At 70.7% G+C, this 25,835-nt stretch carries 2 protein-coding genes; both read left to right on the top strand.

From position 1 onward, the window contains the following. The first annotated feature begins 931 nt into the window (after positions 1-931). Positions 932-16,819 carry a non-ribosomal peptide synthetase gene (locus tag D7231_RS00860; protein WP_158673697.1) on the top strand — a complete coding sequence of 5,296 codons (15,888 nt, stop codon included), beginning with the start codon at positions 932-934 and terminating at the stop codon, positions 16,817-16,819. After that, positions 16,816-25,818, top strand: a complete 9,003-nt coding sequence (locus tag D7231_RS00855) for a non-ribosomal peptide synthetase (protein WP_120752940.1) — start codon at positions 16,816-16,818, stop codon at positions 25,816-25,818. The genes D7231_RS00860 and D7231_RS00855 overlap by 4 nt, the downstream gene beginning before the upstream one ends. Positions 25,819-25,835: the final 17 nt, after the last annotated feature.

The raw sequence follows: 25,835 nt of genomic DNA, 5'->3' as shown, positions 1-25,835 counted from the left end.
CACGCCAGGGATCAGCAGGCTGAGGGGATTGATGTCCATCCCGACCAATTGAGTCGGCACCGATACCGGACGTCCCACGTTTCCGGCGTCGGGTACGGGCCCGGGGCGAGGGCCGGGCCTGGGCCCGGGTCCGGGCCCGGGTGCACTTTCGGCGGCGGGTGCCGAAACTTCTTCGCCGAAAGCATGGCCTGCGGCCACGGCCGACAGGACGAGCGCTCCAGCTACGGCGCCCAGGACGGAAATCCTTCGCACGGACAACGTGACCTCCTGAAAACGGGACCGGCAGAATTCGGGGCGCCACCGCACTCTGTCCTCACGTGCAGAACCGGCGCCTCGCTGAAGGGCAACCGATTCCGGGGCATACGGTTGCGCTCATTCCGCCACATGGGCGACCTTCCGACCCGTCGCGCGACCCGCCGCTGCCCGAAGAGCCGGGGCGCGCCGCGGCAGTCGACGGATGCGGCACGGGCAGCGGGCTCCGGCTTGAAGGGCCGGTAAACCTTCCACGCCCATGCGTCCAGGGCCGGTCGCCGCCGCAGCCGCCCCCGCCCGGAGCGGGCGACTTTCCGCCACCGGGAGTCGCTCCAGGTTGCCGGCCGTACGGGCCGACGAGGCCGTCGTTCCCTCGGGCGTCGACGTCCGCCTCAAGGACGTTTGAGGCCCCGGGCGTTGGCTGATGTTGGTCCATTGACACGATCCCGTCCCACCCTCAACAATCGGCATCGGCCAAGGCCTGAAATGATCATGCCACCAGCGCAGACACCCTCCAGACTTCGCAGACGCCCTCCGGACTTCTCACCCCCCTCTTCACCTTCGCCTTTGGTGATTCACCTTCGGCGATTCGCGCTCATCACGCCCACCGGTGTCGTCCGCGTCGGTCACTGGACTCTACGGGGAGAGTATGTTCGATTCTCGGGATGCCCGTCTTCCTTTGTCGGCTGCCCAGACCGGCATCTGGTACGCACAGCAGCTCGCCCCGGACAACCCGACCTACATTCTCGGGGAATACCTGGAAATCCACGGCCCGGTGGACGTCTCCCTGCTGGAGGAATCGGCCCGGCGGGCCTTCACGGAAGCCGAAGCGCTCCGGGTTCGCTTCGTCACCGACAACACCGGGCCCTGGCAGGTCGTCACCCCGCTGACCGGCCTGACCATGCCCTTCATCGACGTCAGCGAGGAGCCGGATCCGCGCCGTGCCGCCCTGGCGTGGATGGAGGCCGACCTGGCGCGACCGCTCGACCTGGCGTCCGCCCAGCTCTTCACCTGTGCCCTGTTCAAAGCGGCACCGGACAGGTTCTTCTGGTACCAGCGCGTCCACCACATCGTCATGGACGGGTTCGGAGCGACACTCGTCATCCGACGGCTCTGCGAGATCTACACGTCGTTGTCGCGCGGCCTGCCGGCGGATGAGGAGACCTTCTCTCCCTTGCGTCTCCTCCTGGAGGAAGAACGCACGTACCGCGCATCCGAACAGTTCGCTCTGGACCGTAAGCACTGGACCGGGCGATTTGCCGACCTTCCGGAGCCGGCGACCCTCGCCGGCAGGTTCTCCGCGACGTCCCACAGCGTGCGGCGGGTGACAGCACAACTGCCCCTGTCGGGCATGGAACGGCTGCGGGCAGTGGCCCGCGGCGCCCGGACGACCTGGCCCGCGGTCGTCGTCGCCGCCACGGCCGCCTATCTGCACCGCATGACGGGCGCGCGCGACGTCACGGTCGGCCTCGGTGTCACCGGCCGCGACACGATGCTCTCCCAGGAGATACCGGGAATGGTGTCGAACGTGCTGCCGCTGCGCCTGGCGGTGCGGCCGGAAACCGTCTTCTCCGACCTCGTTCAGCAGGCGTCGCAGGAAGTCTTCTCCGTACTCCGGCACCAGCGTTACCGGTACGAGGACCTGCGCCGGGATCTGGACCTGTTCCGCGACGACCGGAAACTGTTCGGCCCGGTCGTGAACATCATGCCTTTCGATTACGACCTCCTGTTCGGCGACTCCCGTGCGACGTCCCACGCCCTTTCCGCCGGCCAGGTCGAAGACCTGTCGATCACCGTCTACCAGCGGGCGAAGGAACAAGGGCCGCGGATCGACTTCGACGCCAACCCCGCGCTGTACGAAGACGGCGAGCTCGCGGCCCACCACCAGCGTTTCCTGCGGCTGCTGGACGCCGACGCGGCTCAGACGGTCGGCGCGATGGAATTGCTCTCACCGCAGGAACATCGCCTGCTCGCGTCGTGGAACGACACCACGAACGCCCTGCCCACAGGCAGCGGCACAACAGCCGGCGCCGGCACCATCCAGCACCGGTTCGCCGAGCAGGCGGCCCGTACGCCGCACGCCCTTGCCGTCCGGGCGGAGGACGAGGAGCTGACCTACCGGGAACTGGACGCCCGGGCCAACCGCCTCGCGCACCGGCTGATCGGCATGGGGGTGGGACCCGAATCCCGGGTGGCCTTCCAGCTCCGGCGCTCGGCCGGCCTGGTGGTGTCCATCCTGGCGGTGCTGAAGGCGGGCGGCGTCTACGTACCGCTGCACCACAGCTACCCGGCCGTGCGGAAACAGGCCATCATGGCCGAGACCGAAGCCGGCGTGCTGCTCACCGACCGGGCCACGCAGGCCGAGCAGGCCGCACAGGGTGGCGTCTTCCGGCACCACGCACAGGTGGTCGTCGTCGACGCCGAGGGCGAGCGCGAGCGCGAGCGCGAGGACGACAGCGACCCCGCCGTGCACGGCCACCCGGAGCAGCTGGCGTACATCATGTACACCTCCGGTTCGCTCGGCGCGGCGAAGGGCGTGGCCGTCACCCACCGGGACGTGCTGGCCCTGGCTTCCGACCGGTGCTGGAGCGGCGGTGACCACGAGCGGGTACTGCTGCATTCCCCGCACGCCTTCGACGCGTCGACGTACGAATTGTGGGTGCCTCTGCTCAACGGCGGCCAGGTCGTCGTGGCACCGCCCGGTGAGCTGGACACCGGGGTTCTCGCGCGCCTCGTCGCGGACGGGAGCGTCACGGGGCTGTGGCTGACCGCGGGCCTCTTCCAGGTGATGGCCGAGGAGTCCCCCGGCTGCTTCGCCGGCGTCCGGGCGGTGTGGACCGGTGGCGACGTGGTCCCGGCGACCGCGGTCCAGCGGGTGCTGGACCACTGCCCGCGGACCGCGGTCGTCAACGGCTACGGTCCCACGGAGACCACCACGTTCGCCGCGCACCACATGCTGCGGGCACCGGAGCGCGTGGCGCGCAGCGTGCCCATCGGCCGGGCCATGGACGGCATGCGGCTGTACGTGCTCGACAGCGGCCTGCGGCAGCTTCCGGTGGGCGTGGTGGGCGAGCTCTGCATCGCGGGTGCCGGCCTGGCGCGCGGCTACTTCGGGAGGCCGGGCCTGACCGCCGAGCGGTTCGTCGCCGATCCCTCCGGCCCGGCGGGCTCGCGCATGTACCGCACGGGTGATCTGGTCCGGCGGCATTCCGACGGGGCCCTCGACTTCGTGGGCCGGGCCGACGACCAGGTGAAGATCCGGGGCTTCAGGATCGAGCCGGGCGAGATCGAGGCCGTACTGTCCCGGCACTCCGGCCTCGCCCAGGCCGCCGTCGTCGCCCATGAACACCGGCCGGGAGACCACCGTCTCGTCGCCTATGCGGTCCCGGTGCACACGGCCGGACCGGCGAACGACGAGCCGGCGCGGCCCCATGCCGAGCCGCATACCGGGGAGGCGCAGCAGGTCGGCGAATGGCAGTCGATCTACGACTCCCTCTACGAAGACGCCGCCGCGCGCCCGGCCGGGTCGGACTTCACCGGCTGGAACAGCAGCTACGACGGACAGCCCATTCCCCTGGCCGAGATGGAGGAATGGCGTGCGGCCACGGTCGACCGCGTCCTTTCGCTACGGCCCCGCCGTGTGCTGGAGATCGGCGTCGGCACCGGGCTGCTCCTGGGACCGGTGGCCCCGCGGTGCGAGGAGTACTGGGCGACCGACTTCTCCGCCTCGGTCATCGAGGCGCTACGAGCCCAGGTCGGCAGTTCTCCCCAGCTGTCCGACCGGGTGACGCTGCGGCGCCAGCCGGCGCACGACTTCGACGGCCTGCCGACCGGCTTCTTCGACACCGTGGTCATCAATTCGGTGGTGCAGTACTTCCCCAACGCCCGCTATCTGGTCGAGGTGCTGCGCAAGGCGGCGGAACTGGTGGTTCCCGGCGGAGCCGTGTTCGTCGGCGACGTCCGCAACCTCCGCCTCCAGCGGTGCTTCCACACCGCCGTGCAAGCCCACTCCCCCGCCCCCGCGAAGGACGCCGCCCACATCCGCCGCGCCGTCGAGCAGAACATGGCCCGGGACAAAGAACTGCTGATCGACCCGGAGTTCTTCACGGCACTGCGGGACTCGGTCGCGGGTGTCGACGGCGTCGACCTGCGCGTCAAACGCGGCCGGCACCACAACGAGCTGACCCGGCACCGCTATGACGTCGTACTCCGCAAACAGCCCGAGGCTCCTCTCGCGCTGAGCGAGGCGCAGCGCCTGCACTGGGGACAGGACGTCGACGGATTGCGGGAGCTGCGCGAGCGGCTGTCCGCCCGGCGCCCCGGAATCCTGCGGCTCGTAGGCGTACCGAACGCCCGGCTGTCCGGCGAGCTCGCCACGATGCGGATGCTGGACGACGGCGTCGACCCGGCCCTTCACCGCGACCCTGACCCTGGCCCTGACCTTGACCCCGAAGCCTTTCACGAGCTCGGTACGGAGCTCGGCTACTGGGTCGCCGTGACCTGGTCGGGCGCAACAGACCACGGCAGCCTCGACGTCGTCTTCGCCGACGCCGCGCAGTCCGCGTCCGCCGCGCCCGTAGCCGTGGACACCTATCTCCCGGCCCCGGCCCCCGCTGAGTACGGGGACCTCTCGGCCTACACCAACGACCCCGACGCGGGCCGACGGACCGGCGCCCTGGTCACCGCCCTGCGCTCGTACCTACGGGAGCGGCTGCCCGACTACATGCAGCCGACCGCCGTCGTCGTGCTCGACCGCCTGCCGCTGACCGTCAACGGGAAGCTCGACCGCGCGGCCCTGCCCGCACCGGACTTCGGCGCGGCGTCGACCGGGCGCGCACCGCGCACCGCGCAGGAGGAGCTCCTGTGCGAGCTGTTCGCGGATGTCCTCGGCCTGTCCGCCGTCGGCATCGACGACAGCTTCTTCGACCTCGGCGGGCACTCCCTGCTGGCCACCCGCTTGACGAGCAGGGTCAGGTCGGAGCTGGGCGTCGAGCTCCCGGTCCGCCTGCTCTTCGAGACGCCGACCGTCGCCGGGCTCGCCGAGTTGCTCACCACGACACGACCGGCCCGGCCGGCGCTGCGCCCGGTGACCCGCCCGGAAGAGATCCCGCTGTCCTTCGCGCAGCGCCGGCTGTGGTTCCTGCACCGGCTGGAGGGCCCCGGCGCGACGTACAACGTGCCGCTGGCGGTGCGGCTGTCGGGCGCCGTGGACCGCGAGGCCCTCACCGCGGCGCTGGCCGACGTGGTCGCCCGGCACGAGAGCCTGCGCACCACGTTCCCCGAGCACGCCGGGCGGCCGCGCCAGCTCGTCCTCGACGCGGCGGCCGCGCTTCCGGTGCTGGAGGTCTCCGAGCTCGAAGGAGCCGACGGGGGCGACGAGGCCGACGAATCCACAGCGGCTGTCGAGGCGATGCTGGCGGAGAAGGTGGCCGACGCGGTCCGGTACGAGTTCGATCTGGCCGTTGAGCAGCCGCTGCGCGCCACGCTGTTCGTCCTCGGCCCGCGGGATCACGTGCTGGTGCTCGTCCTGCACCACATCGCGGGTGACGGGTGGTCGCTGGAGCCGCTGGCCAGGGATCTGGGCACCGCCTACCGCGCGCGGGTCGCCGGCACCGCACCCGAGTGGTCACCGCTACCGGTCCAATACGCCGATTACACGCTCTGGCAGCGCGAGCTCCTCGGTGACGGAGAGGGGGAAGAGGCGGGGGAAGCCGGGGCAGGCGGCCTGGCCGCCCAGCAGCTCGCGTACTGGCGGAATGCCCTCGCCGGGCTCCCCGACCACCTGGAGCTGCCCGGCGACCGCCCCCGCCCGGAAGTGACCAGCCACCGCGGCGCCGACTACCGCTTCACGCTCAGCGCAGAGCTGCACCGGGGCCTCGCCGACCTGGCGAAGCAGAGCCGGGCGAGCGTGTTCATGGTCACCCAAGCGGCCTTGGCGGCCCTGCTGACCCGGCTGGGCGCGGGCACGGACATACCGATCGGCTCCCCGATCGCCGGGCGCACGGACGAGAGCCTGGACGACCTCATCGGGTTCTTCGTCAACACCCTGGTACTGCGCACCGACACCTCCGGGAACCCGAGCTTCCGGACGCTGCTGGAGCGGGTCCGGGAGACCGACCTGGCCGCCTACGCCCACCAGGACCTGCCGTTCGAGCGCCTGGTGGAGGAGCTGCGGCCCGCCCGCTCGCTGGCCTATCACCCGCTGTTCCAGGTCGCGCTGGCCTTCCACAACACCGCCGAGCCCGCTCTGGACCTCCCGGGCCTGCGGGCCGAGGCCGAGGGCGTACGGACCGGCACGACCAAGTTCGACCTCACCGTCGAGCTCACCGAGCGCCGCGCCGAAAACAGCACCGAAGACAGCACCGAAGACAGCACCGGGAACGGTGCCGGGAACAGCACCGCCGACGGCGTCGAAGGCCTCGTCGAGTACAGCACCGACCTGTTCGACGCCGCCACCGTCCGGACCCTGATCAGCAGGTACCAGCGGCTCCTGGAAGCCGTGGTGGCCGACCCCGGGCAGCCGATCGGCCGGATCGAGATCCTCAGCCGGGAGGAGCGCGAGCAACTGCTGGAGCGGTGGAACGACACCGCGCGCCCGGTGCCGGAATCCGACCTGCCGACGCTGTTCGAGAGGCGGGCCGCACGCAGCCCCCGGGCCCCGGCGCTGGTCTTCGAGGGCACCCGGCTGACCTACGCCGAGCTCAACGCCCGGGCGAACCGGCTCGCGCACTTCCTGATAGCGCGGGGTGCCGGCCCCGAACGCGTCGTGGCCGTCGCCCTGCCGCGCTCGGCGGAGCTGGTCGTGGCGCTGCTGGCGGTACTCAAGACCGGCGCCGCCTACCTGCCCGTCGACCCGGCCCAGCCCGCCGAGCGGACCGCGTTCATGCTGGGTGACGCGCGGCCCGTGACCGTACTGACCACCGCGGAGGGCGGGCCCGTACTGCCGCCGCACACGCCGGGTGTTGCGCTGGGCGAGCTGTACGCGACGGGCGCCCTGGACGCCTGCCCGAGCACCGACCCCGATCGGACGAGCCATGCGGACCATACGGACCTTACGGCCCGTGCAGACCGTACGGAGCGGCTCACCCCGCTCCACCCGGCCTACGTCATCTACACCTCCGGCTCCACGGGCAGGCCCAAGGGCGTTGCGGTCCCGCACACGGCGATCGTGAACCGGCTCCACTGGATGCAGGCCGAGTACCGCCTCGACGCGACCGACCGTGTCCTGCAAAAGACCCCGTTCACCTTCGACGTCTCGGTCTGGGAGTTCTTCTGGCCCCTGATCGAAGGCGCGACGCTGGTGGTGGCGAAGCCCGAGGGCCACAAGGACCCCGCCCACCTCGCCGGCCTGATCCGTACCGAACAGGTGACCACGGTCCATTTCGTACCGTCGATGCTGCGCGCGTTCCTGGAAGCGCCGGACGCGAAGAGCTGCCGGACGCTGCGCCGGGTGTTGTGCAGCGGTGAGGCGCTGCCGGCCGAACTGATCACGCAGTTCCAGAACACGCTGGACGCGCCGCTGTACAACCTCTACGGACCGACCGAGGCCGCCGTCGACGTCACGGCCTGGGCATGCCCTGAGGACTTCGCCGGAACGGTGTCGATCGGCACGCCGATCTCCAATACGCAGGTCCACGTGCTGGACGATGCCCTGCAACTCGTACCGCCGGGCGTGGTGGGCGAGCTGTACCTGGCCGGGCGGGGACTGGCCCGCGGGTATGTGAACGGGCCCGGCATGACGGCGCTGCGGTTCGTCGCCGATCCCTTCGGCCCGGCGGGCGCGCGCATGTACCGCACAGGGGACCTGGCGCGCCGCCGTCCGGACGGAACGCTGGAGTTCCTGGGCCGGACGGACGACCAGGTGAAGGTCCGGGGCTTCCGCATCGAACCCGGCGAGATCGAGGCGGCACTGGCCCGGCATCCCGGCGTGGCCCGGGCCGCAGTGACGCTCAGGGAGGACGGGCCGTCCGGGCGGTGGCTCGTGGCGTACGTGGTCCCTGCCGCCGGTTTCTCCTCAGATTCCGTAGATACGGCAGATTCCGTGGACGCCGCGGCGCTACGGGAACATGCGCGGCGCCTGTTGCCGGACTACATGGTCCCGGCCGCATTCGTGCTGCTGGACGAGCTGCCGTTGCTGCCCAGCGGAAAGCTGGACCGCGCGGGGCTTCCCGCCCCCGACGTCACTCGCGCACCCGGAGGACGCCCGCCCCGTACGCCGCGGGAACGGGTCCTGTCCGGGCTCTTCGCCGAGTTGCTGGGGGTGGCGGAGGTCGGTGCCGAGGACGGCTTCTTCGCGCTCGGCGGGGACAGCATCGTGTCCATCCAGCTGGTGTCCCGGGCGCGCGAAGCGGGGCTGGTCATCACGCCTCGCGATGTGTTCCTGCACCAGACCGCGGCGGCCCTGGCCGCGGTCGCCGTCGAGGAGGGCGCACAGCCCCCGGACAGCCGGAGGAACGCCGAGGGACCGGCGAGCTCCGGGCCCGGCCTCCCGCTGATTTCGCTGACGCAGGCCCGGCGTGACCGGCTGGCGGAGGCGTGGGGTGACCTGTCGGAGCTGGAGGAGGTTCTTCCGCTCTCGCCGCTTCAGGAGGGGCTGCTCTTCCACACGGCCTTCGACCGGCAGGCGCCGGACGTCTACACCGTCCAGCTGGTCTTCGACCTTCACGGACATGTCGACGCCGCGGCGCTACGGGCTGCCGTGGCGGCGTTGTTGCACCGGCACCCGAACCTGCGGGCGGGATTCCGGCAGCAGGGCGCGGACCAGCCGCTCCAGGTGATCCCGCGTGAGGTGGAGCTGCCGTGGCGCGAGGTGGACCTGCGCGCCACGCACGATCAGGAGCAAGGACAAGAGCAGGAACGGGCCCGGGAGCAGGAGCAGGAGCGGCAGCTGGCCCGGCTGGTGGACGAGGACCGGGCCGCGCGTTTCGATCCGGCCCGCCCGCCCTTGCTGCGCTTCACTCTGATCCGGCTCGCCTCCGACCGGTACTCCTTGGTGTTCCTCAGCCACCACCTCCTGATCGACGGGTGGTCCCTGCCGAACCTCGTCCAGGAACTGTTCACCCTGTACTCGCGGCGCGGGGACGACACCGGACTGCCGGCCGTCGTGCCGTACCGGGACTACCTGGTCTGGCTGGCGGGTCAGGACCGGGGCGCCGCCGCAGACGCCTGGCGGGAAGCTCTGGCGGGAGTGGAAGAGCCGACGCTGCTGGCCCCGGCGGGCGCCGGCGGCACGGTGACACCTCCCGAGGAGCTGGGGTGGGAGCTGCCGGAGGAGCTCACCTCGGCGCTGGCGAAGGTGGCGCGCGGTCACGGCCTGACGCTCAACACCGTGGTCCAGGGCGTCTGGGGAGCCCTGCTGGGGCATGCGCTGAACCGCCGCGACGTGGTCTTCGGCGCCACCGTCTCGGGTCGTACGCCGGAGATCTCCGGCGTCGAGACGATGGTGGGCCTGTTCATCAATACCTTGCCCGTACGCGTGCGCTGGGACGAATCCGAGTCGTGGTCGGACCTGCTGGCGCGGCTCCAGGACGAGCAGTCGAAGCTGCTGGAGCACCAGCATCTGGGGCTGGCCGAGATCCAGCACATGACGGGGACGCGCGAGCTGTTCGACACCACCACGGTGTTCGAGAACTATCCCCTCGACACCGACGCCGTCCAGGCGTCCCTGGCCGGCGTGCAGGTGACTGGCCTGACGGCCCACGACGCGACGCACTACCCGCTGACCCTCATCGCCTTCCCGGGCAAGAGCCTGCGGTTCTCGCTCGGCTACCGGCCTGATCTGTTCACGCCCGACGCGGCCGAGGCGATCGCGACCCGGCTCAACCGGCTGTTCGAGGCGGTGGCTGCCGACCCCGGACAGGCCATCGGGCAGACCGACGTGCTGACCTCCGAGGAGCGACGCCGGCTGCTGGTGGAGTGGAACGACACGGCACAGCCGGCACCGACGGCGAACCTGCCGGAATTGTTCCAAGCGCAGGCCGCTCGCACGCCGGAGAAGGCCGCGGTGATCTTCCCGGCCACCGGACAGTCGTCCCGTCCCGACACCGTGGTGTCCTACGCGGAACTCAACGCGCGGGCCAACCGGCTGGCGCGGGAGCTGGTCCGGCGCGGAATCGGCCCGGAGCAGGTCGTCGCCCTCCTCCTGCCCAGGTCGAGCGAGCTGCTGGTGGCGATACTCGCGGTGCTCAAGGCGGGGGCGGCATACCTGCCGCTGGATCCCGCATACCCGGCCGAGCGCATCTCCTTCATCCTGGAGGACGCCGGGGCGGCGCTCGTACTGACCACGTCGGCGGTCGAGGCGGGGAACGCGGAGTCCGTGGCAGTGCCGCGCCTGGTGCTCGACCACCGCGACACCAGGGCTCTCATCGGCAGCCGCTCCGGCACCGATCTGACCGACGCCGACCGGACCTGCCCCCTCTCGCCCCACCACCTCGCCTACGTGATCTACACGTCGGGTTCCACCGGCAGGCCCAAGGGCGTCGCCATGTCCTGCCGCGCAGTGGTGAACCTGCTGACGTGGCAGGAGACCGCCATGCCGATCGGCGGAGACAGCGGAGAGAACAGCGGCAGCCGTACCGCGCAGTTCACGACGATCAGCTTCGACGTGTCGGTACAGGAAATCCTCGGCGCGCTGACGTCCGGACGCTCGCTGGTGGTCACTTCGGAGGATGTCCGCCGGGACGCCGACGAGCTCGTCGGCTGGCTGGAGCAGCACGAGATCAGTGAGCTGTTCGCGCCGAACCTGGTCGTCGACGCAGTGTGCACGGCAGCGGTCGAACAAGGCCGGCGGCTCCCGGCGCTGCGGCACATCGCCCAGGCCGGAGAAGCGCTGACGCTGACGGACGCGGTACGCGAGTTCTTCGGCGGGGGAACGGGCCGCCGGCGACTGCACAACCACTACGGCCCCACCGAAACGCACGTCGTGACCGCGCACCACCTGCCGGAGCGAGCCACGGAGTGGCCGTCAGCTGCACCGATCGGTGCTCCGGTCTCCAACACGCGGGTGTACGTGCTGGACGGCAGGCTGCGGTTGGTGCCGCCGGGTGCGGTGGGCGAGCTGTACGTGGCCGGGGCGGGGGTGGCGAGGGGGTACGTGAATCGCCCCGGTCTGACGGCTGAGCGGTTCGTGGCGGATCCGTTCGGCCCGGCAGGCTCACGGATGTACCGCACAGGCGACCTGGTCCGCTGGACATCCGAGGGTGAGCTGGCGTTCGTAGGCCGGGCCGACGACCAGGTGAAGATCCGGGGCTACCGCATCGAGCCGAGCGAGATCGAAGCCGTCCTCTCCCGCCACCCTGACCTCCTGCGGGGTGTCGTGGTCGCCCAGGAACACGCGCCGTCCGGGAAACACCTCGTCGCGTACGTCGTACCGGCACCCGGATCAACCGTGGACGCCGCAAGCCTGCGACTCTTCGCGGGGCGCGCGCTGCCGGACTATATGGTCCCGGCGGTCTTCGTCCTGCTGGACGAGCTGCCCTTGCTGCCGAACGGGAAACTGGACCGGGCGGCGCTGCCGGCGCCCCGGTCCGGACCCGCCGAGGCGTCCAGGACGAGGGCCCCGCGCACACCCCAGGAAGAACTCCTCTGCACCCTCTTCGCCCAGGTGCTGGGCCTCCCCGCCGTGGGCGCCGACGACAACTTCTTCGAACTGGGCGGGCACTCGCTCCTTGCCACGCGCCTCACCAGCCGGATCCGCTCGGCGCTGGGCGCCGAGATCCCGGTCCGCGCGCTCTTCGACTCCCCCACCGCCGCGGGCCTCGCCGTGCGGCTTTACGGGACTGCGCGCGCCCGCGTGCCTCTGCGCCCGGCAGCGCGGCCGGAGGAAGTCCCCCTGTCCTTTGCGCAGCGCCGGCTGTGGTTCCTCAACCAGTTGGAAGGGCCGAGCCCGACGTACAACCTCCCGCTGTACGTACGGCTGTCCGGCGAAGTGAACGTGGTCGCCCTGGAGGCGGCGCTGGGGGATGTCCTCAGCCGGCACGAGAGTCTGCGAACGGTGTTCCCGGAGGCCCAGGGCGTACCGCGTCAGCAGGTCGTCGACACCCTGCGGGAGCGGCCCGCACTCGAAGTCGTGCGGACCAGCGAGACGGACCTGGCCTCCGTGCTGAAAGCGGCGGCCCGCCACCCCTTCGACCTCGCCGCGGAGCTCCCGGTCCGGGCCTGGCTCTTCACCCTGGGCGACCGGGAGCAGGACCGGCAGCAGGCCCAGGAGCAGGAGCGGCAGCAGGCTCGTGAGCAAGTGCTGGCGCTCGTCGTGCATCACATCGCGGCCGACGGCTGGTCGCTGGCGCCGCTGGCGCGTGACCTCGGCGCGGCCTACGGGGCGCGCTGCCGGGGCGAGGCGCCGTCGTGGCCGCCCCTGCCGGTGCAGTACGCCGACTACGCCCTCTGGCAGCACGACGTCCTCGGGAGCGAGGACGATCCGGACAGCGTGATCTCCCGGCAGCTGGCCTACTGGCGCAGCACGCTGGCCGCTCTGCCCGAGCAGCTCGACCTGCCGACCGATCGCCCCCGGCCCGCCGTCGCCGGCTACCGCGGGGACTCGGTCGCGTTCCGGATCGATCCGGATCTGCACCGCGCCTTGACGGCGCTGGCCCGGGACAACCAAGTCAGCCTGTTCATGGTGCTGCAAGCCGCGCTGGCCGCCCTGCTGACGCGCCTGGGCGCGGGAACGGACATCCCCATCGGCAGCCCGATCGCCGGCCGCACGGACGAGGCGCTGGACGATCTGGTCGGCTTCTTCGTCAACACGCTGGTGCTGCGTACGGACACGTCCGGCAACCCCGGCTTCCGTGAGCTGCTCGGCCGGGTCCGCGAGACCGGCCTGGCCGCCTACGCGCACCAGGACGTGCCGTTCGAACGGCTGGTGGAGTTGCTCAACCCGGACCGGTCACTCGCCCGCCACCCGCTGTTCCAAGTGATGCTGGCCTTCCAGAACACCCCGGAGGCCGGCCCCGGTCTCCCCGGGCTCGACTGCACGCCCGAACCCGTCGAGGTCGGCGTCGCCAAGGTGGACCTGACCGTCAACGTCCGGGAGACCCGGGCGGCCGACGGCACGCCGGACGGCCTCGAAGGCAGCATCGACTACAGCACCGACCTGTTCGACCGGTGCACGATCGAGCCCATGGTGACGCGGCTGCGCCTGCTGCTGGAAGCGGTGGCCGCCGACCCCGAACGGCCCTTGGACCAGGTCGACGTGCTGACCGCCGAGGAGCGGCACCGGCTGCTGGTGGAGTGGAACGACACCGGCCGGGAGGTTCCCTCCGGCACGCTCCCCGAGCTGTTCGAGGCACAGGCGGCCCGGACGCCGCACGCGACGGCCGTGGTGTTCGAGGGCCTCGCACTGTCCTATGCGGAGCTGAACGCGCGGGCCGATCAACTGGCCCGCTATCTGGTCGAGCGGGGAGCAGGAACGGGAGCAGGGCCGGAACGCCTGATCGGCCTCGCCGTGCCCCGCTCGGCCGAGATGATGGTGGCCCTGCTCGCGGTGCTCAAGGCCGGGGCGGCCTACCTCCCCGTAGACCCGGGATACCCGGCCGACCGGATCACGTTCATGCTGTCGGACGCCCGCCCCGTGATGTGGCTGACGACGCGCGCGGTCGCCGACGGCCTGCCCCGTACAGACACGCCACTCATCGTGCTCGACCAGCCCGGGACGAGCGAGGACATCGGCCGGCGGGCAACGGGTGGCCTCGACGCGGCGGAATGCCACCGGGCCACGGCCGACCACCCCGCCTACGTCATCTACACCTCGGGCTCCACCGGCCGGCCGAAGGGCACAGTGGTCTCCCACCGCAGCGCCGCGAACCTGGTGCGCTGGGCCGTGACGGAATTCGGCTCCGGACAGCTGTCCCGCGTGCTGGCCTCGACGTCGTTGAGCTTCGACGTCTCGGTCTTCGAGATGTTCGGCCCGCTGGCGTCGGGCGGGACCATCGAGATCGTGCGCGACGTGCTCGCGCTGACCGAGCGCCCCGAGGACCGCGGGTGGACCGGCACCCTGATCAGCACCGTACCGTCGGCCCTGTCGCAACTGCTCTCCAACGACATCAAGGTCGCGGCCGACACAGTGGTCCTGGCGGGCGAGGCGCTCTCGGCCCGCGCCGTCCGCGACGTCCGCACCGCGCTGCCGGGCTGCCGCGTCGCGAACATCTACGGCCCCACCGAGGCCACCGTCTACGCGACGGCCTGGTACGCGGGCGACGACCCGGAGGCCACGCCTCTCATCGGCGCTCCGATCAGCAATGTGCGGGCGTACGTACTGGACGGCGGTCTGCGGCTTGTGCCGCCGGGTGTGGTGGGCGAGCTGTACCTCGCCGGGGCGGGAGTGGCGAGGGGGTACGTGAATCGCCCCGGCCTGACCGCCGAGCGATTCGTGGCCAATCCGTACGGCCCGGCAGGGTCACGGATGTACCGCACGGGCGACCTGGTCCGCCGGACGCCTGACGGTGAGCTGGCGTTCGTGGGCCGGGCCGACGACCAGGTGAAGGTCCGGGGCTACCGGATCGAGCCGGGAGAAATCGAGGCCACCCTCTCCCGTCATCCTGACCTCCTGCGGGCCGTCGTGGTCGCCCAGGAGCACCAGCCGTCCGGGAAACGCCTCGTCGCGTACGTCGTACCGGCACCCGAATCAACCGTAGACGGCGCAGACTTGCGGGGATTCGTCCGGCGCGCACTGCCGGACTACATGATCCCGGCGGTCTTCGTGGTCCTGGACGAGCTGCCTCTGCTGCCGAACGGGAAGCTGGACCGGGCGGCGTTGCCGAAGCCCGGCCTCGCCGAGGTGACGAGGACGCGCGGTCCGCGCACACCTCAGGAAGAGCTCCTTTGCGTCCTCTTCGCCCAGGTGCTGGACGTTCCCACCGTGGGCGCCGAGGACAACTTCTTCGAGCTGGGCGGCGACAGCATCATGTCGATCCAGCTCGTGTCCAAGGTCCGCGCCGCCGGGCTGAGCATGAGCGCGAAGGACGTCTTCCAGCACCAGACCCCGGCCGGGCTCGCCGCCGTCGTCACCGCGAGCGAGGCGCACGCACACACCTCGGACCTCGGCGTCGGCCGGATACCGGCCACCCCGATCATGCACTGGCTGCGCGAGCAGGAGGAGCAGGAGCAGGAGGGACAGGATCGGGAGCAGGAGCGAGGGAACGGTCTCGATCAGTTCAGCCAGACGGTTCTGCTGAGCATTCCCGCAGGCGTGACCGAGCCGCAGCTGGCCGGTGCGTTGCAGGCTGTCCTTGATCACCACGATGCTCTGCGGACTCGTCTGGACCGGTCGGCCGGTGGTGAATGGTCGCTGCACAGCAGCCCTCGCGGCTGTGTGACCGCAGCGGATCTGATCCGGCGGATCGATGTCAGCGGTGGGGACGGGGACGGGCCCGTACCGGGCCGGCTGGTCGCGGACGAGGCCCGTGAGGCGCGCCGGCGGCTGCGGCCCGGTGACGGGGTGATGGTGCAAGCGGTGTGGTTCGACGCCGGGCCCGCCCGTCCGGGCCGCTTGTTGCTGGTGTTGCACCATCTCGTGGTGGACGGGGTGTCCTGGCGCATTCTGCTGCCGGATATGGCGTCTGCCGCGGCCGCCATTGCTGTGGATCGAGCGGTGGAGCTGGCTCCCGTGCAGACGTCGTTCCGCCGGTGGGCCGAGCTGCTGGTGGAGCAGGCGCAGGAACCGAAGCGGATCGCCGAGGCGGCCTGGTGGGAGCAGGTTCTCGACGGCCCGAGCGTGATGCTGGCCGATCAGCTGCCTCAGGAAGGCCGCAGGACGCGGTCCTTGGTGGTGACGATCTCCCCGGAGCGCGCGGCATCACTGCTGACCGACGTGCCGGCCGCGTTCCATGCGAACGTCAACGACGTGCTGCTGACGGCGCTGGCAGTTGCCGTCCTGGGCCGGCATCAGCGCCGCGGGGAGGCGGGGACGGAGCTGCTGGTCGATGTGGAGGGGCACGGCCGGGACGAGTTCGTTCCCGGTGTGGATGTGTCGCGCACCGTGGGCTGGTTCACCAGCCTGTTCCCCGTACGGGTCGACCTCCACGACATTGACCTCGAACAAGTGCGGGCCGGAGGACAAGCCGCCGGCCAGGCGCTCAAAACGGTCAAGGAGCAGCTCCGGGCGGTCCCGGACCACGGCATCGGATACGGGCTCGCCCGTTATCTCCATCCTGAGACCCGTACGCGTACGCGGCTGTCGCACCGGTCGGCCCCCCAGGTGGGATTCAACTACCTGGGACGGTTCTCCGCGGCGGACACGGGGCAGTGGGCCGTGGCCGGGGAAGCCGACGCGCTGTTCGATCCGGCCGACGCCGTACTGCCTCCGGCGCACCATCTCGAAGTCAACGCCCTGGCGAAGGACGGCGCCGAGGGCCCCGAGCTGGTGGCGTCCTGGACGTGGAACGAGCAGGCGCTGTCCGAGAAGGACGTACGTGAGCTCACCGAGCTGTGGGCTCAGGCGCTGGACGCGTTCATCGCCCACACCGGCCGGCCCGGAGCAGGTGGCTGGACACCCTCGGACCTGCCACTGGTGTCGCTGGACCAGGCAGAAATCGACGCGCTGGAAGCGGAGTGGGGAATGCAGGAATGAGGAAGCCGGGACTACAGGACATCCTTCCGCTCTCGCCGCTGCAAGAGGGGCTGCTCTTTCACGCGGTCTACGATGCCCGCACCCCTGACGCCTACGCGGTGCAAGTGGCCTTCGACTTCGAGGGCCCGCTGGATACCCGTGCTTTGCGCAAGGCCGCGGAAGGCTTGCTCCGCCGGCACGCGAATCTACGGGCGGCCTTCCGGCAGCGCGGCGAAGGACGGCCGGTGCAGGTGATTCCGCGCGAGGTGGAGTTGCCCTGGCGCGAGGTGGACGTGAGCGAGAGGGTGAGCGATCAGGAGCCGGAGCTGGCCCGGCTGCTGGCCGAGGACCGTGCCCGGCGTTTCGACCCGGTCCGCCCCCCGCTCCTCCGCTTCACCCTCATCCGCACGGGACCCGCTCAGCACCGCCTCGTCTTCACCCACCATCACCTTCTCCTCGACGGCTGGTCACTGCCCATCCTCATGCGGGAACTGTTCGCGCTCTATTCCGGCGACGGAGACGACGACTCGGCGCTCCCCACCCCTGTCCCCTACCGGAATTACCTCACCTGGCTCGCGCACCAGGACCGCGACGCGGCTACAAAGGCCTGGCGAGAAGCACTGGCCGGGATAGAAGAACCCACGCTGCTGGCCACGGCCCGCCGAAGCCATTCCTCGGTGACTCCGGAAGTGTTGTCCGTTGCGCTGCCGGAAGAGCCGACATCGGCGTTGGCGGTGACGGCGCGCGGCCACGGCCTGACGCTCAACACCGTTGTCCAGGGGGTGTGGGGAGTCCTGCTGGGGCGTCTGCTCGGCCGGAATGACGTGGCCTTCGGAGGTGTGGTCTCGGGTCGTGACCCGGAGGTCACCGGTATCGAGGACATGGTGGGGCTGTTCATCAACACCTTGCCCGTACGGGTGCGCTGGGACGAAGCCGACTCGTGGGCGAGCATGCTGACCCGGTTGCAGAGCGAGCAGTCGAGGCTGCTGGAGCACCGGCATCTGGGCCTGACCGAGATCCAGCAGCTGACGGGAATGCGGGAGTTGTTCGACACCACGACCGTCTTCGAGAACTATCCCCTGGATGCCTCGGCATTGCAGAAGACAGCATCCGGTCTGCGGGTGCTGAACATCAACGCGAGCGACGGCACCCACTACCCGCTCAGCCTCGCGGTGATCCCCGGACGCCGGCTGCACCTGCGCTTGAAATACCGGCCGGATCTGCTGGATCGAGAGGCGGTCGAGGCGATTGCGGCGCGGCTTCGCCTGCTCCTGGAAACAGTCGTCGCCGATCCCGGGCGCCTCGTCGGGCGGAGCGACATTCTGACCGCCGAAGAGCGGCATCGGCTGGTGGTGGAGTGGAACGACACGGCGCGCCCGGCAGCGCGGGCGAGCCTGCCGGAGTTGTTCCAGGAGCAGGTGGCCCGTACGCCCGACAGGCCGGCCGTGCTCTTCGAGGGCATCATCCTGTCCTATGCGGAGCTCAACGCCCGCGCGAATCGGCTCGCGTATCGCTTGATCGCGCAAGGAGCCGGCCCGGAAGACGTCGTCGCCGTGATGCTGCCGCGGTCGGCCGGACTGCTGGTGGCATTGCTTGCGGTGCTCAAGGCCGGGGCGGCGTATCTGCCGGTGGATCCGGCGCACCCGTCCGAACGCGTCTCGCTCATGCTCGGCGACATTCGCCCCGCGGTTGTCCTGGATGCCGACGCAATGGCGGGTGCAATGGCCGACGCAATGGCCTGCGACGTGAGCCGTTACCCGGATGTGAATCCTGACGACGGCGACCGTGTCGCCCCCCTGTCGCCGGCCAACCCGGCCTATGTCATCTACACCTCCGGTTCCACCGGCGTCCCCAAAGGCGTTGCGGTGGAGCACCGGTCGCTCGCTGACTATCTGGCGTGGGCTTGTTCCGCCTATCCGAGTGCGCGCGGAACGGCGCTGCTGCACTCCTCGACGGCTTTCGACATGACCGTCACGGCCCTGTTCGTCCCTCTGCTGACCGGTGGCTGCGTTCACCTCGCGGCGCTGGAGGAGGGCTCGCCGCCCGGGGAGGGGTTCGCGGGGGCCCGGCCCACGTTCCTCAAGGGCACGCCGAGCCACCTGGCCCTGCTGAATTCGCTGCCCTCGGAGTTCTCACCGACGGAGGAACTGCTCCTCGCCGGTGAGGCACTGCTGAGCGAGCCGCTCGACGAGTGGCGGCGCCGGAATCCGTCGGCAACGGTCTTCAACGTCTACGGTCCGACCGAGACCACCGTCAGCTGTACCCAATACCGGATCGAGCCGGGGGCCGCGCTTCCGCCGGGAGTCGTGCCCATCGGCCGACCGCTGCGGAACACGCGGGTGTACGTACTGGACGGCGGTCTGCGATTGGTGCCGCCGGGCGTGGTGGGTGAGCTGTATGTGGCCGGGGCGGGGGTCGCGAGGGGGTACGTGAATCGCCCTGGTCTGACCGCCGAGCGGTTCGTGGCGGATCCGTTCGGCCCGGCGGGCTCACGGATGTACCGCACCGGGGATCTGGTCCGCTGGACACCCGAGGGTGAGCTGGCGTTCGTAGGCCGGGCCGACGATCAGGTGAAGGTGCGGGGCTACCGCATCGAGCCGAGTGAGATCGAGGCCGTCCTCTGCCGCTATTCCGGTGTCGCACGGGCTGTCGTGGTCCCCCAGGAACACGGGCCGTCCGGGAAACGTCTCGTGGCGTACGTCGTACCGGCACCCGGATCAACCGTAGACGGCGCGGACTTGCGGGACTTCGCCCGACGCGCCCTGCCGGAATACATGGTGCCGGCGATGTTCGTCCTGCTGGATGAGCTCCCTCTGCTGCCGAACGGGAAGCTGAACCGGGCGGCGTTGCCGGCCCCCGGACCCGCCGAGGTGTCCAGGACGCGCGCTCCGCGCACACCCCGGGAGGAGCTCCTCTGCACCCTCTTCGCCCAAGTGCTGGGCCTCCCCGCCGTGGGCGCCGACGACAACTTCTTCGAGCTGGGCGGCGACAGCATCATGTCCATCCAGCTCGTGTCTAAAGCGCGCGCCGCTGGGCTGATCGTCTCCCTTCGTGACGTGTTCCAGCACAGGACTCCCGCTTCTCTGGCCCTGGCCGCGACGGCGGGCGGGGAGAGCGGAGCCGGCAGCGAGGCGCCTGATGCGGGCATCGGCCGGCTGCCGATGACCCCGATCATGCACCGGCTGCGGGAGCGCGGAGGTGCGCTCGACCAGTTCCACCAGACGGTGCTCCTGAACGTTCCCGGCGGCGGCCTCGGCACGGCTCGCCTCACCGCGGTATTGCAGGCGGCGCTGGATCACCACGACGCGCTGCGGATGAGGCTGATCAGGCGCCCCGGCAGCAGCGAGTGGCAGCTGGAGATCGCCCCGCGCGGCACCATCACGGCAAGCTCATGCATCCGCCGCGTAGACATAGCCGGGCTCGAAGGTGCAGCGCTCCGCACGGCGATTGCTGCCGAGGGTGCCGCGGCCGTACGGCGGTTGGCCCCCAGTGAGGGGGTGATGGTGCAGGCGGTGTGGTTCGACTCCGGGGCAGCCCGTCCGGGCCGGTTGCTGCTGGTACTGCACCACTTCGTGGTGGACGGGGTGTCCTGGCGCATTCTGCTGCCGGATCTGGCCTCTGCCGCAACCGCCGTCGCCGCGGGTCAGGCAGTGAACCCGGCTCCCGTGCCGACGTCATTCCGCCGGTGGGCCGAGCTGCTGGTGGAACACGCTCAGGAGCCGAAGCGAGCCGCCGAAGCAGCCTGGTGGGAACAGACCCTCGGCAGTCCCGGCGTGACGCTGGCCGACCGGCCGCCGCAGGAGAGCGACACGCCGCGGTCGCTGGTCATCACCATTCCGCCGGAACGGGCGGCGTCATTGCTGACGGACGTACCGGCCGCATTCCGCGCCGGCGTCAACGACGTCCTGCTGACGGCCCTGGCAGTAGCGCTCCTGAACTGGCATCAACAGCGCGGAAAGCCAGGGGCTGCGGCGGCACTGCTGGTGGATCTGGAGGCACACGGCCGGGATGAATTCCTCCCCGGCGTTGATGTGTCGCGCACGGTGGGTTGGTTCACGAGCCTGTTCCCCGTACGGGTCGACCTCCGCGACATCGACCTCGAACAGGCGCTGGCCGGAGGACAAGCCGCCGGCCAGGCACTCAAAGCCGTCAAGGAACAGCTCCGGGCCGTCCCGGACCACGGCATCGGATACGGGCTCGCCCGCTACCTCAATCCGGAAGCCCGCACACGGTTGTCGCGCCTGGCCGCCCCACAGGTGGGATTCAACTATCTGGGACGATTCTCCGCGGCCGACACCGGAGAGTGGACCGTAGCCGAAGAAGCCGACGCCCTCCTCGATCCGGCCGACGTCACCATGCCGGGACCCGCACACCACCTCGACATCAACGTCCTGGCCCGGGAAAGCGCCGACGGACCCGAGCTCGTAGCCTCCTGGACATGGACCGAACAGGCGCTGTCCGAAGCCGACATCCATGAACTGACCGGCCTGTGGTCACAAGCACTCGACGCTCTCGTCACTCACACCCGCCGCCCCGGTGCAGGAGGCTGGACACCTTCCGACGTGCCGCTCGTCTCACTGACGCAGCACCAGCTCGACCGTCTGACCGCCTCCCGGACGGAAGCGTCAGCACTTGAGGACATCCTGCCGCTCTCACCGTTGCAGGAAGGCCTGCTCTTCCACTCCGCATTCGACGAGCAGACGCCGGATGTCTACACCGTCCAGCTGATGCTCCATCTCCACGGACAGCTCGACGTGACGGCGTTGCGGGCTTCGCTGGCCGCCTTGTTGCGTCGGCACCCGAATCTGCGAGCCGGTTTCCGGCAGGAGGACGCGGATCGCCCGGTGCAGGTGATTCCCCGCGAGGTGGCGTTGCCCTGGCGCGAAGTGGACCTGTACGGCGACGGCCCAAGCGACGGCGACCAGGAGGGCGACCACGAAGCGGAACTGGCCCGGCTGCTCGCCGAGGACCGCGCCCGGCGCTTCGACCCGACCCGCCCCCCGCTCCTCCGCTTCACCCTCATCCGCACGGGCCCCGCCGACCACCGCCTCCTCTTCACCCACCACCACCTGCTCCTCGACGGCTGGTCACTCCCCGTCCTCATGCGCGAGCTCTTCGCCCTCTACTCCCACAACGGAGACGACACCGCCCTCCCCGCCCCCACCCCCTACCGGAACTACCTCACCTGGCTCGCGGGCCGGGACCGCGACGCGGCCGGGAAAGCCTGGCAAGAAGCGCTGAACGGCATGGAAGAGCCCACCCTGCTGGCCCCGGTGAGCTCTTCCCGTGGCGCAGTCCTGCCCGCCGAGGTGACGGGTGAGCTGCCGGAGACGCTGACCACGGCGTTGATGAGGTGGGCCCGCCGGCACGAGCTGACGCCGAACACCGTTGTCCAGGGAGCCTGGGGAGCCCTTCTGGGGCGCCTGCTCGACCGGCAGGACGTGGTCTTCGGCGCCACGGTCTCCGGCCGCCCGCCGGAGGTCGCCGGTGTCGAGGACATGGTGGGACTGTTCATCAACACCTTGCCCGTACGGGTGCGCTGGGACGAGACCGAGTCGTGGGCGGAGATGCTGACCCGGCTGCAAGAAGAGCAGTCGGCACTGCTGGAGCACCAGCACCTGGGGTTGGCCGAGATCCAGCAGCTGGCCGGTGCACGCAAGCTGTTCGACACCACCACCGTCTTCGAGAGCTATCCGGTCGACACCGGGGCACTGGAGAAGACCGCTCCCGCCTTGCGGCTGGTGGACATCGAGGCCGCCGACGGAACGCACTATCCCTTCAGCCTCGCCGTGATTCCCGGTCGCGGCCTGCGGCTGCGCTTGCAGTACCGGCCGGATCTGGTGGAGCGGGACGCGGCCGAGGCCGTCGTGACCCGGCTGCGCCTGTTGCTGGAGGCGGTGGTCACCCACCCGGAGCAGCCCATCGGCCGCGTCGATCTGCTGACCGCCGGGGAGCGGGACCGTCTCCTGCCGAGGCGCGGCAGCGCCGAAGCGCCCCCACCGTTGCTCCCCGGGTTGTTCGAGGCTCAGGCACGAAAGACCCCTCACGCCGTTGCCGTGCTGCACGACGGGGCCGAGATCTCGTACGCGGAGCTGAATGCGCGGGCGAATCGGCTCGCTCGCGTGCTGGTCCGGCGTGGTGTCGGTCCCGACCGGGTGGTCGCCGTGGCGCTGCCGCGGTCGGTGCGGGTGGTGGTCGGCCTGCTGGCCGTGCTGAAGGCGGGCGGCGTGTACCTGCCGGTGGATCCGGAGTATCCGGCGGAGCGGATCGCGTTCATGCTGGCCGATGCCCGGCCCGCGTACGTGCTCTCCGACGCCGCGACCGCGCCCCTCCTGCCTGACCCGGGCGACGTCCCATCGGTACTGGTCGACGAGCTCGACCTCGGCCTCGACCGGGAGGACGGCGCTGACCTCACCGACGCGGCTCGTCCGGCACCGCTGTCACCGGAGCAACTGGCCTACGTGATCTACACGTCGGGATCAACGGGACGCCCGAAGGGCGTCATGATGTCCGGCGGCGCGTTGGCGAACCTGCTGGCGTGGCACGCCTCAGCGATGCCGACCGGCCCCGGATCACGGGTCGCACAGTTCACCGCGATGAGTTTCGACGTGTCGGTCCAGGAGATCCTGTCGACGCTGGTGTCCGGCGCGTGCCTGGTGATTCCCCCGGAGGACGTCCGCCGTGACGCAGCGGCGTTCGTGGCGTGGTTGCGGCGGTACGAGGTCGGCAAGCTGTTCGCACCGAGCCTGGTGATCGAGGCGCTGTGTGAGGCCGCTACCGAGAGCGGCGAGACGCTGCCGGCGCTGGTGGACATGGCCCAGGCCGGTGAGGCGCTGCGGTTGAGTGAGCCGGTCCGCCGCTTCCACCGGGGCGTACGGCGCCGGTTGCACAACCACTACGGCCCGGCCGAGACACACGTGGTGACCGCGTTCACCCTGCCGGGAGAGGAAGTGGAATGGCCGGCGGCGGCACCGATCGGCCGGCCGATCCGGGACATCGAGGCGTACGTGCTGGACTCGGGCCTGCGACTGGTTCCACCGGGTGTGGTGGGTGAGCTGTACGTGGCCGGTGCGCAACTGGCTCGGGGCTATCTTCGGCGCCCGGGGGTGACCGCCGGGCGGTTCGTGGCGAATCCGTTCGGCGGCCCGGGCACGCGGATGTACCGCACCGGGGACCTGGCGCGGTGGGACTTCGCCGGCCGCCTGGAGTACGTCGGCCGGGCGGACCGGCAGGTCAAGGTCCGCGGATTCCGCATCGAGCCCGGCGAGATCGAGGCGGCGATCGGCCGGCACGCGGACGTCGGCCAGGCCGCCGTAGTAGCACGGGAGGACCGACCGGGCGAGACGCGTCTGGTGGCATACGTGGTGCCCCGGCCGGGGCGGCGGGTGCAGGTCGCCGAGCTGCGCCGGCACCTGGCGGCACTGCTGCCGGACTACATGCTTCCCGCCGTCGCACTCGAACTCGAAGCCCTGCCGCTGACCTCCAACGGAAAGCTGGACCGGGACGCCCTGCCGGCGCCCGAGGCGGGCGCGCCGGACGCCGGCGGGGCGCCCAGGAACTCCCGGGAGGAGGTCCTGGCCGGCCTGTTCGCCGAGGTGCTGCAACAGCCGGAGGTCGGTGTCGACGACGACTTCTTCGCGCTGGGCGGCCACTCGCTTCTCGCCACCCGGTTGATCAACCGGGTCCGGTCGGTGTGCGGCGTCGAGTTGCCGGTCCGCGCCTTCTTCCAGTCGCCCACCGTCGCCGGGCTGGCAGCGGCCGTCGATGCCGCCTCGCGGCCCCCTGCCGACTTGGCGGACAGCGTCGACTTCCGTGCCGAAGCGGTGCTCGATCCGGCGATCACGACCGAGGGCTGCCGGCCCGCGGACCCCCGGGTGAACAGTGCGCCCGGGCACGTCCTCCTCACCGGCGCCACCGGATTCCTCGGCTGCTTCCTCCTCCGCGAGCTCCTGGACCGGACGGAAGCCGACGTGTGGTGCCTGGTGCGAGCGGCGGACGACGAAGAGGCCGGCGAGCGGCTGCGCAGCGCCCTGGCCGCGTACCGGCTGTGGGACGAGACCCTGCGCGGGCGGATCGTCCCCGTCGCGGGAGACCTGGAGAAGCCGCTGCTCGGCCTGACCGGGGAACGGTTCGCCCTGCTGGCGGACCGCATCGACGTCATCTACCACAACGGCGCGCGGGTGAACATCGTCGACTCGTACGCGCGGCTGAAGGCGGCCAACGTCCTGGGCACGCGGGAAGTCATACGCCTGGCCGCCACCGCGCAGGTCAAACCCTTGCACTACGTCTCCAGCTCCGCCGCCGCGGTCGGGCGGGACCGGACTCCGGACCTCGTCCGGGAGGACCGCCGCGTCGCGCCGGACTCCGTGGCGTCGAACGGCTACGTCGCCACGAAATGGGTGGCCGAGGAGTTGGTGCGAGCGGCAAGGGAACGGGGCGTTCCCACCGTGATCTACCGGCCGAGCCGGGTGAGCGGGCACACCGGCACGGGCGCCTGTACGACGGGGGACGCGCTGTGGACGATGGTACGAGCGATCATCGAGCTGCGTGCCGGACCGGACCGGACCGTACGGGAAGGGATGCGCTTCGACGTCGACCTCGTGCCGGTCGACCACGTGGCCGGGGCGATCGTGCACCTCGGCCGGCAGCCGGAGTCGGAGGGCAAGGTCTTTCACGTGACCAATCCGGAGCCGCTGGGCTTCGACGCGTTGATCGACTGCCTTCGGAAGGTCGGCTACGACGTGGCGAGCCTGTCCTACGAGGAGTGGAAACACGCGCTCCTCAGCGCCGCTGACGGACAGTCCTCGCTGGCCCCGGCCGCCCTGCTGGCGCAGGGGCTGCAAGTCGGCACCGCCAGCCCGCGCTACGACCGGGGCAACACGGAGCGCGCTCTCACCGGCTCCGGCATAGCGTGCCCCGTCGTCGGCGACGACCTGATCGCCACGTACGTCCGGTATTTCGTCGGCTCGGGATTCCTCCCGGCGCCGGCATCAACAGCCCGCTCAACAGCCCGCGGCTGATCGAGGAAGGACAGGAC

It is taken from the genome of Streptomyces klenkii, from assembly GCF_003626645.1.
Taxonomy (GTDB): Bacteria; Actinomycetota; Actinomycetes; order Streptomycetales; family Streptomycetaceae; genus Streptomyces; species Streptomyces klenkii.
Note: the sequence above shows the minus strand (reverse complement) of the source record. Positions and strands in the feature narration are given on the sequence as shown.

What these genes read in the sequence shown, in the direction of transcription:
- D7231_RS00855 (WP_120752940.1), top strand. Translation starts at nt 16,816, where the DNA reads ATGAGGAAGCCGGGACTACAGGACATCCTTCCGCTCTCGCCGCTGCAA.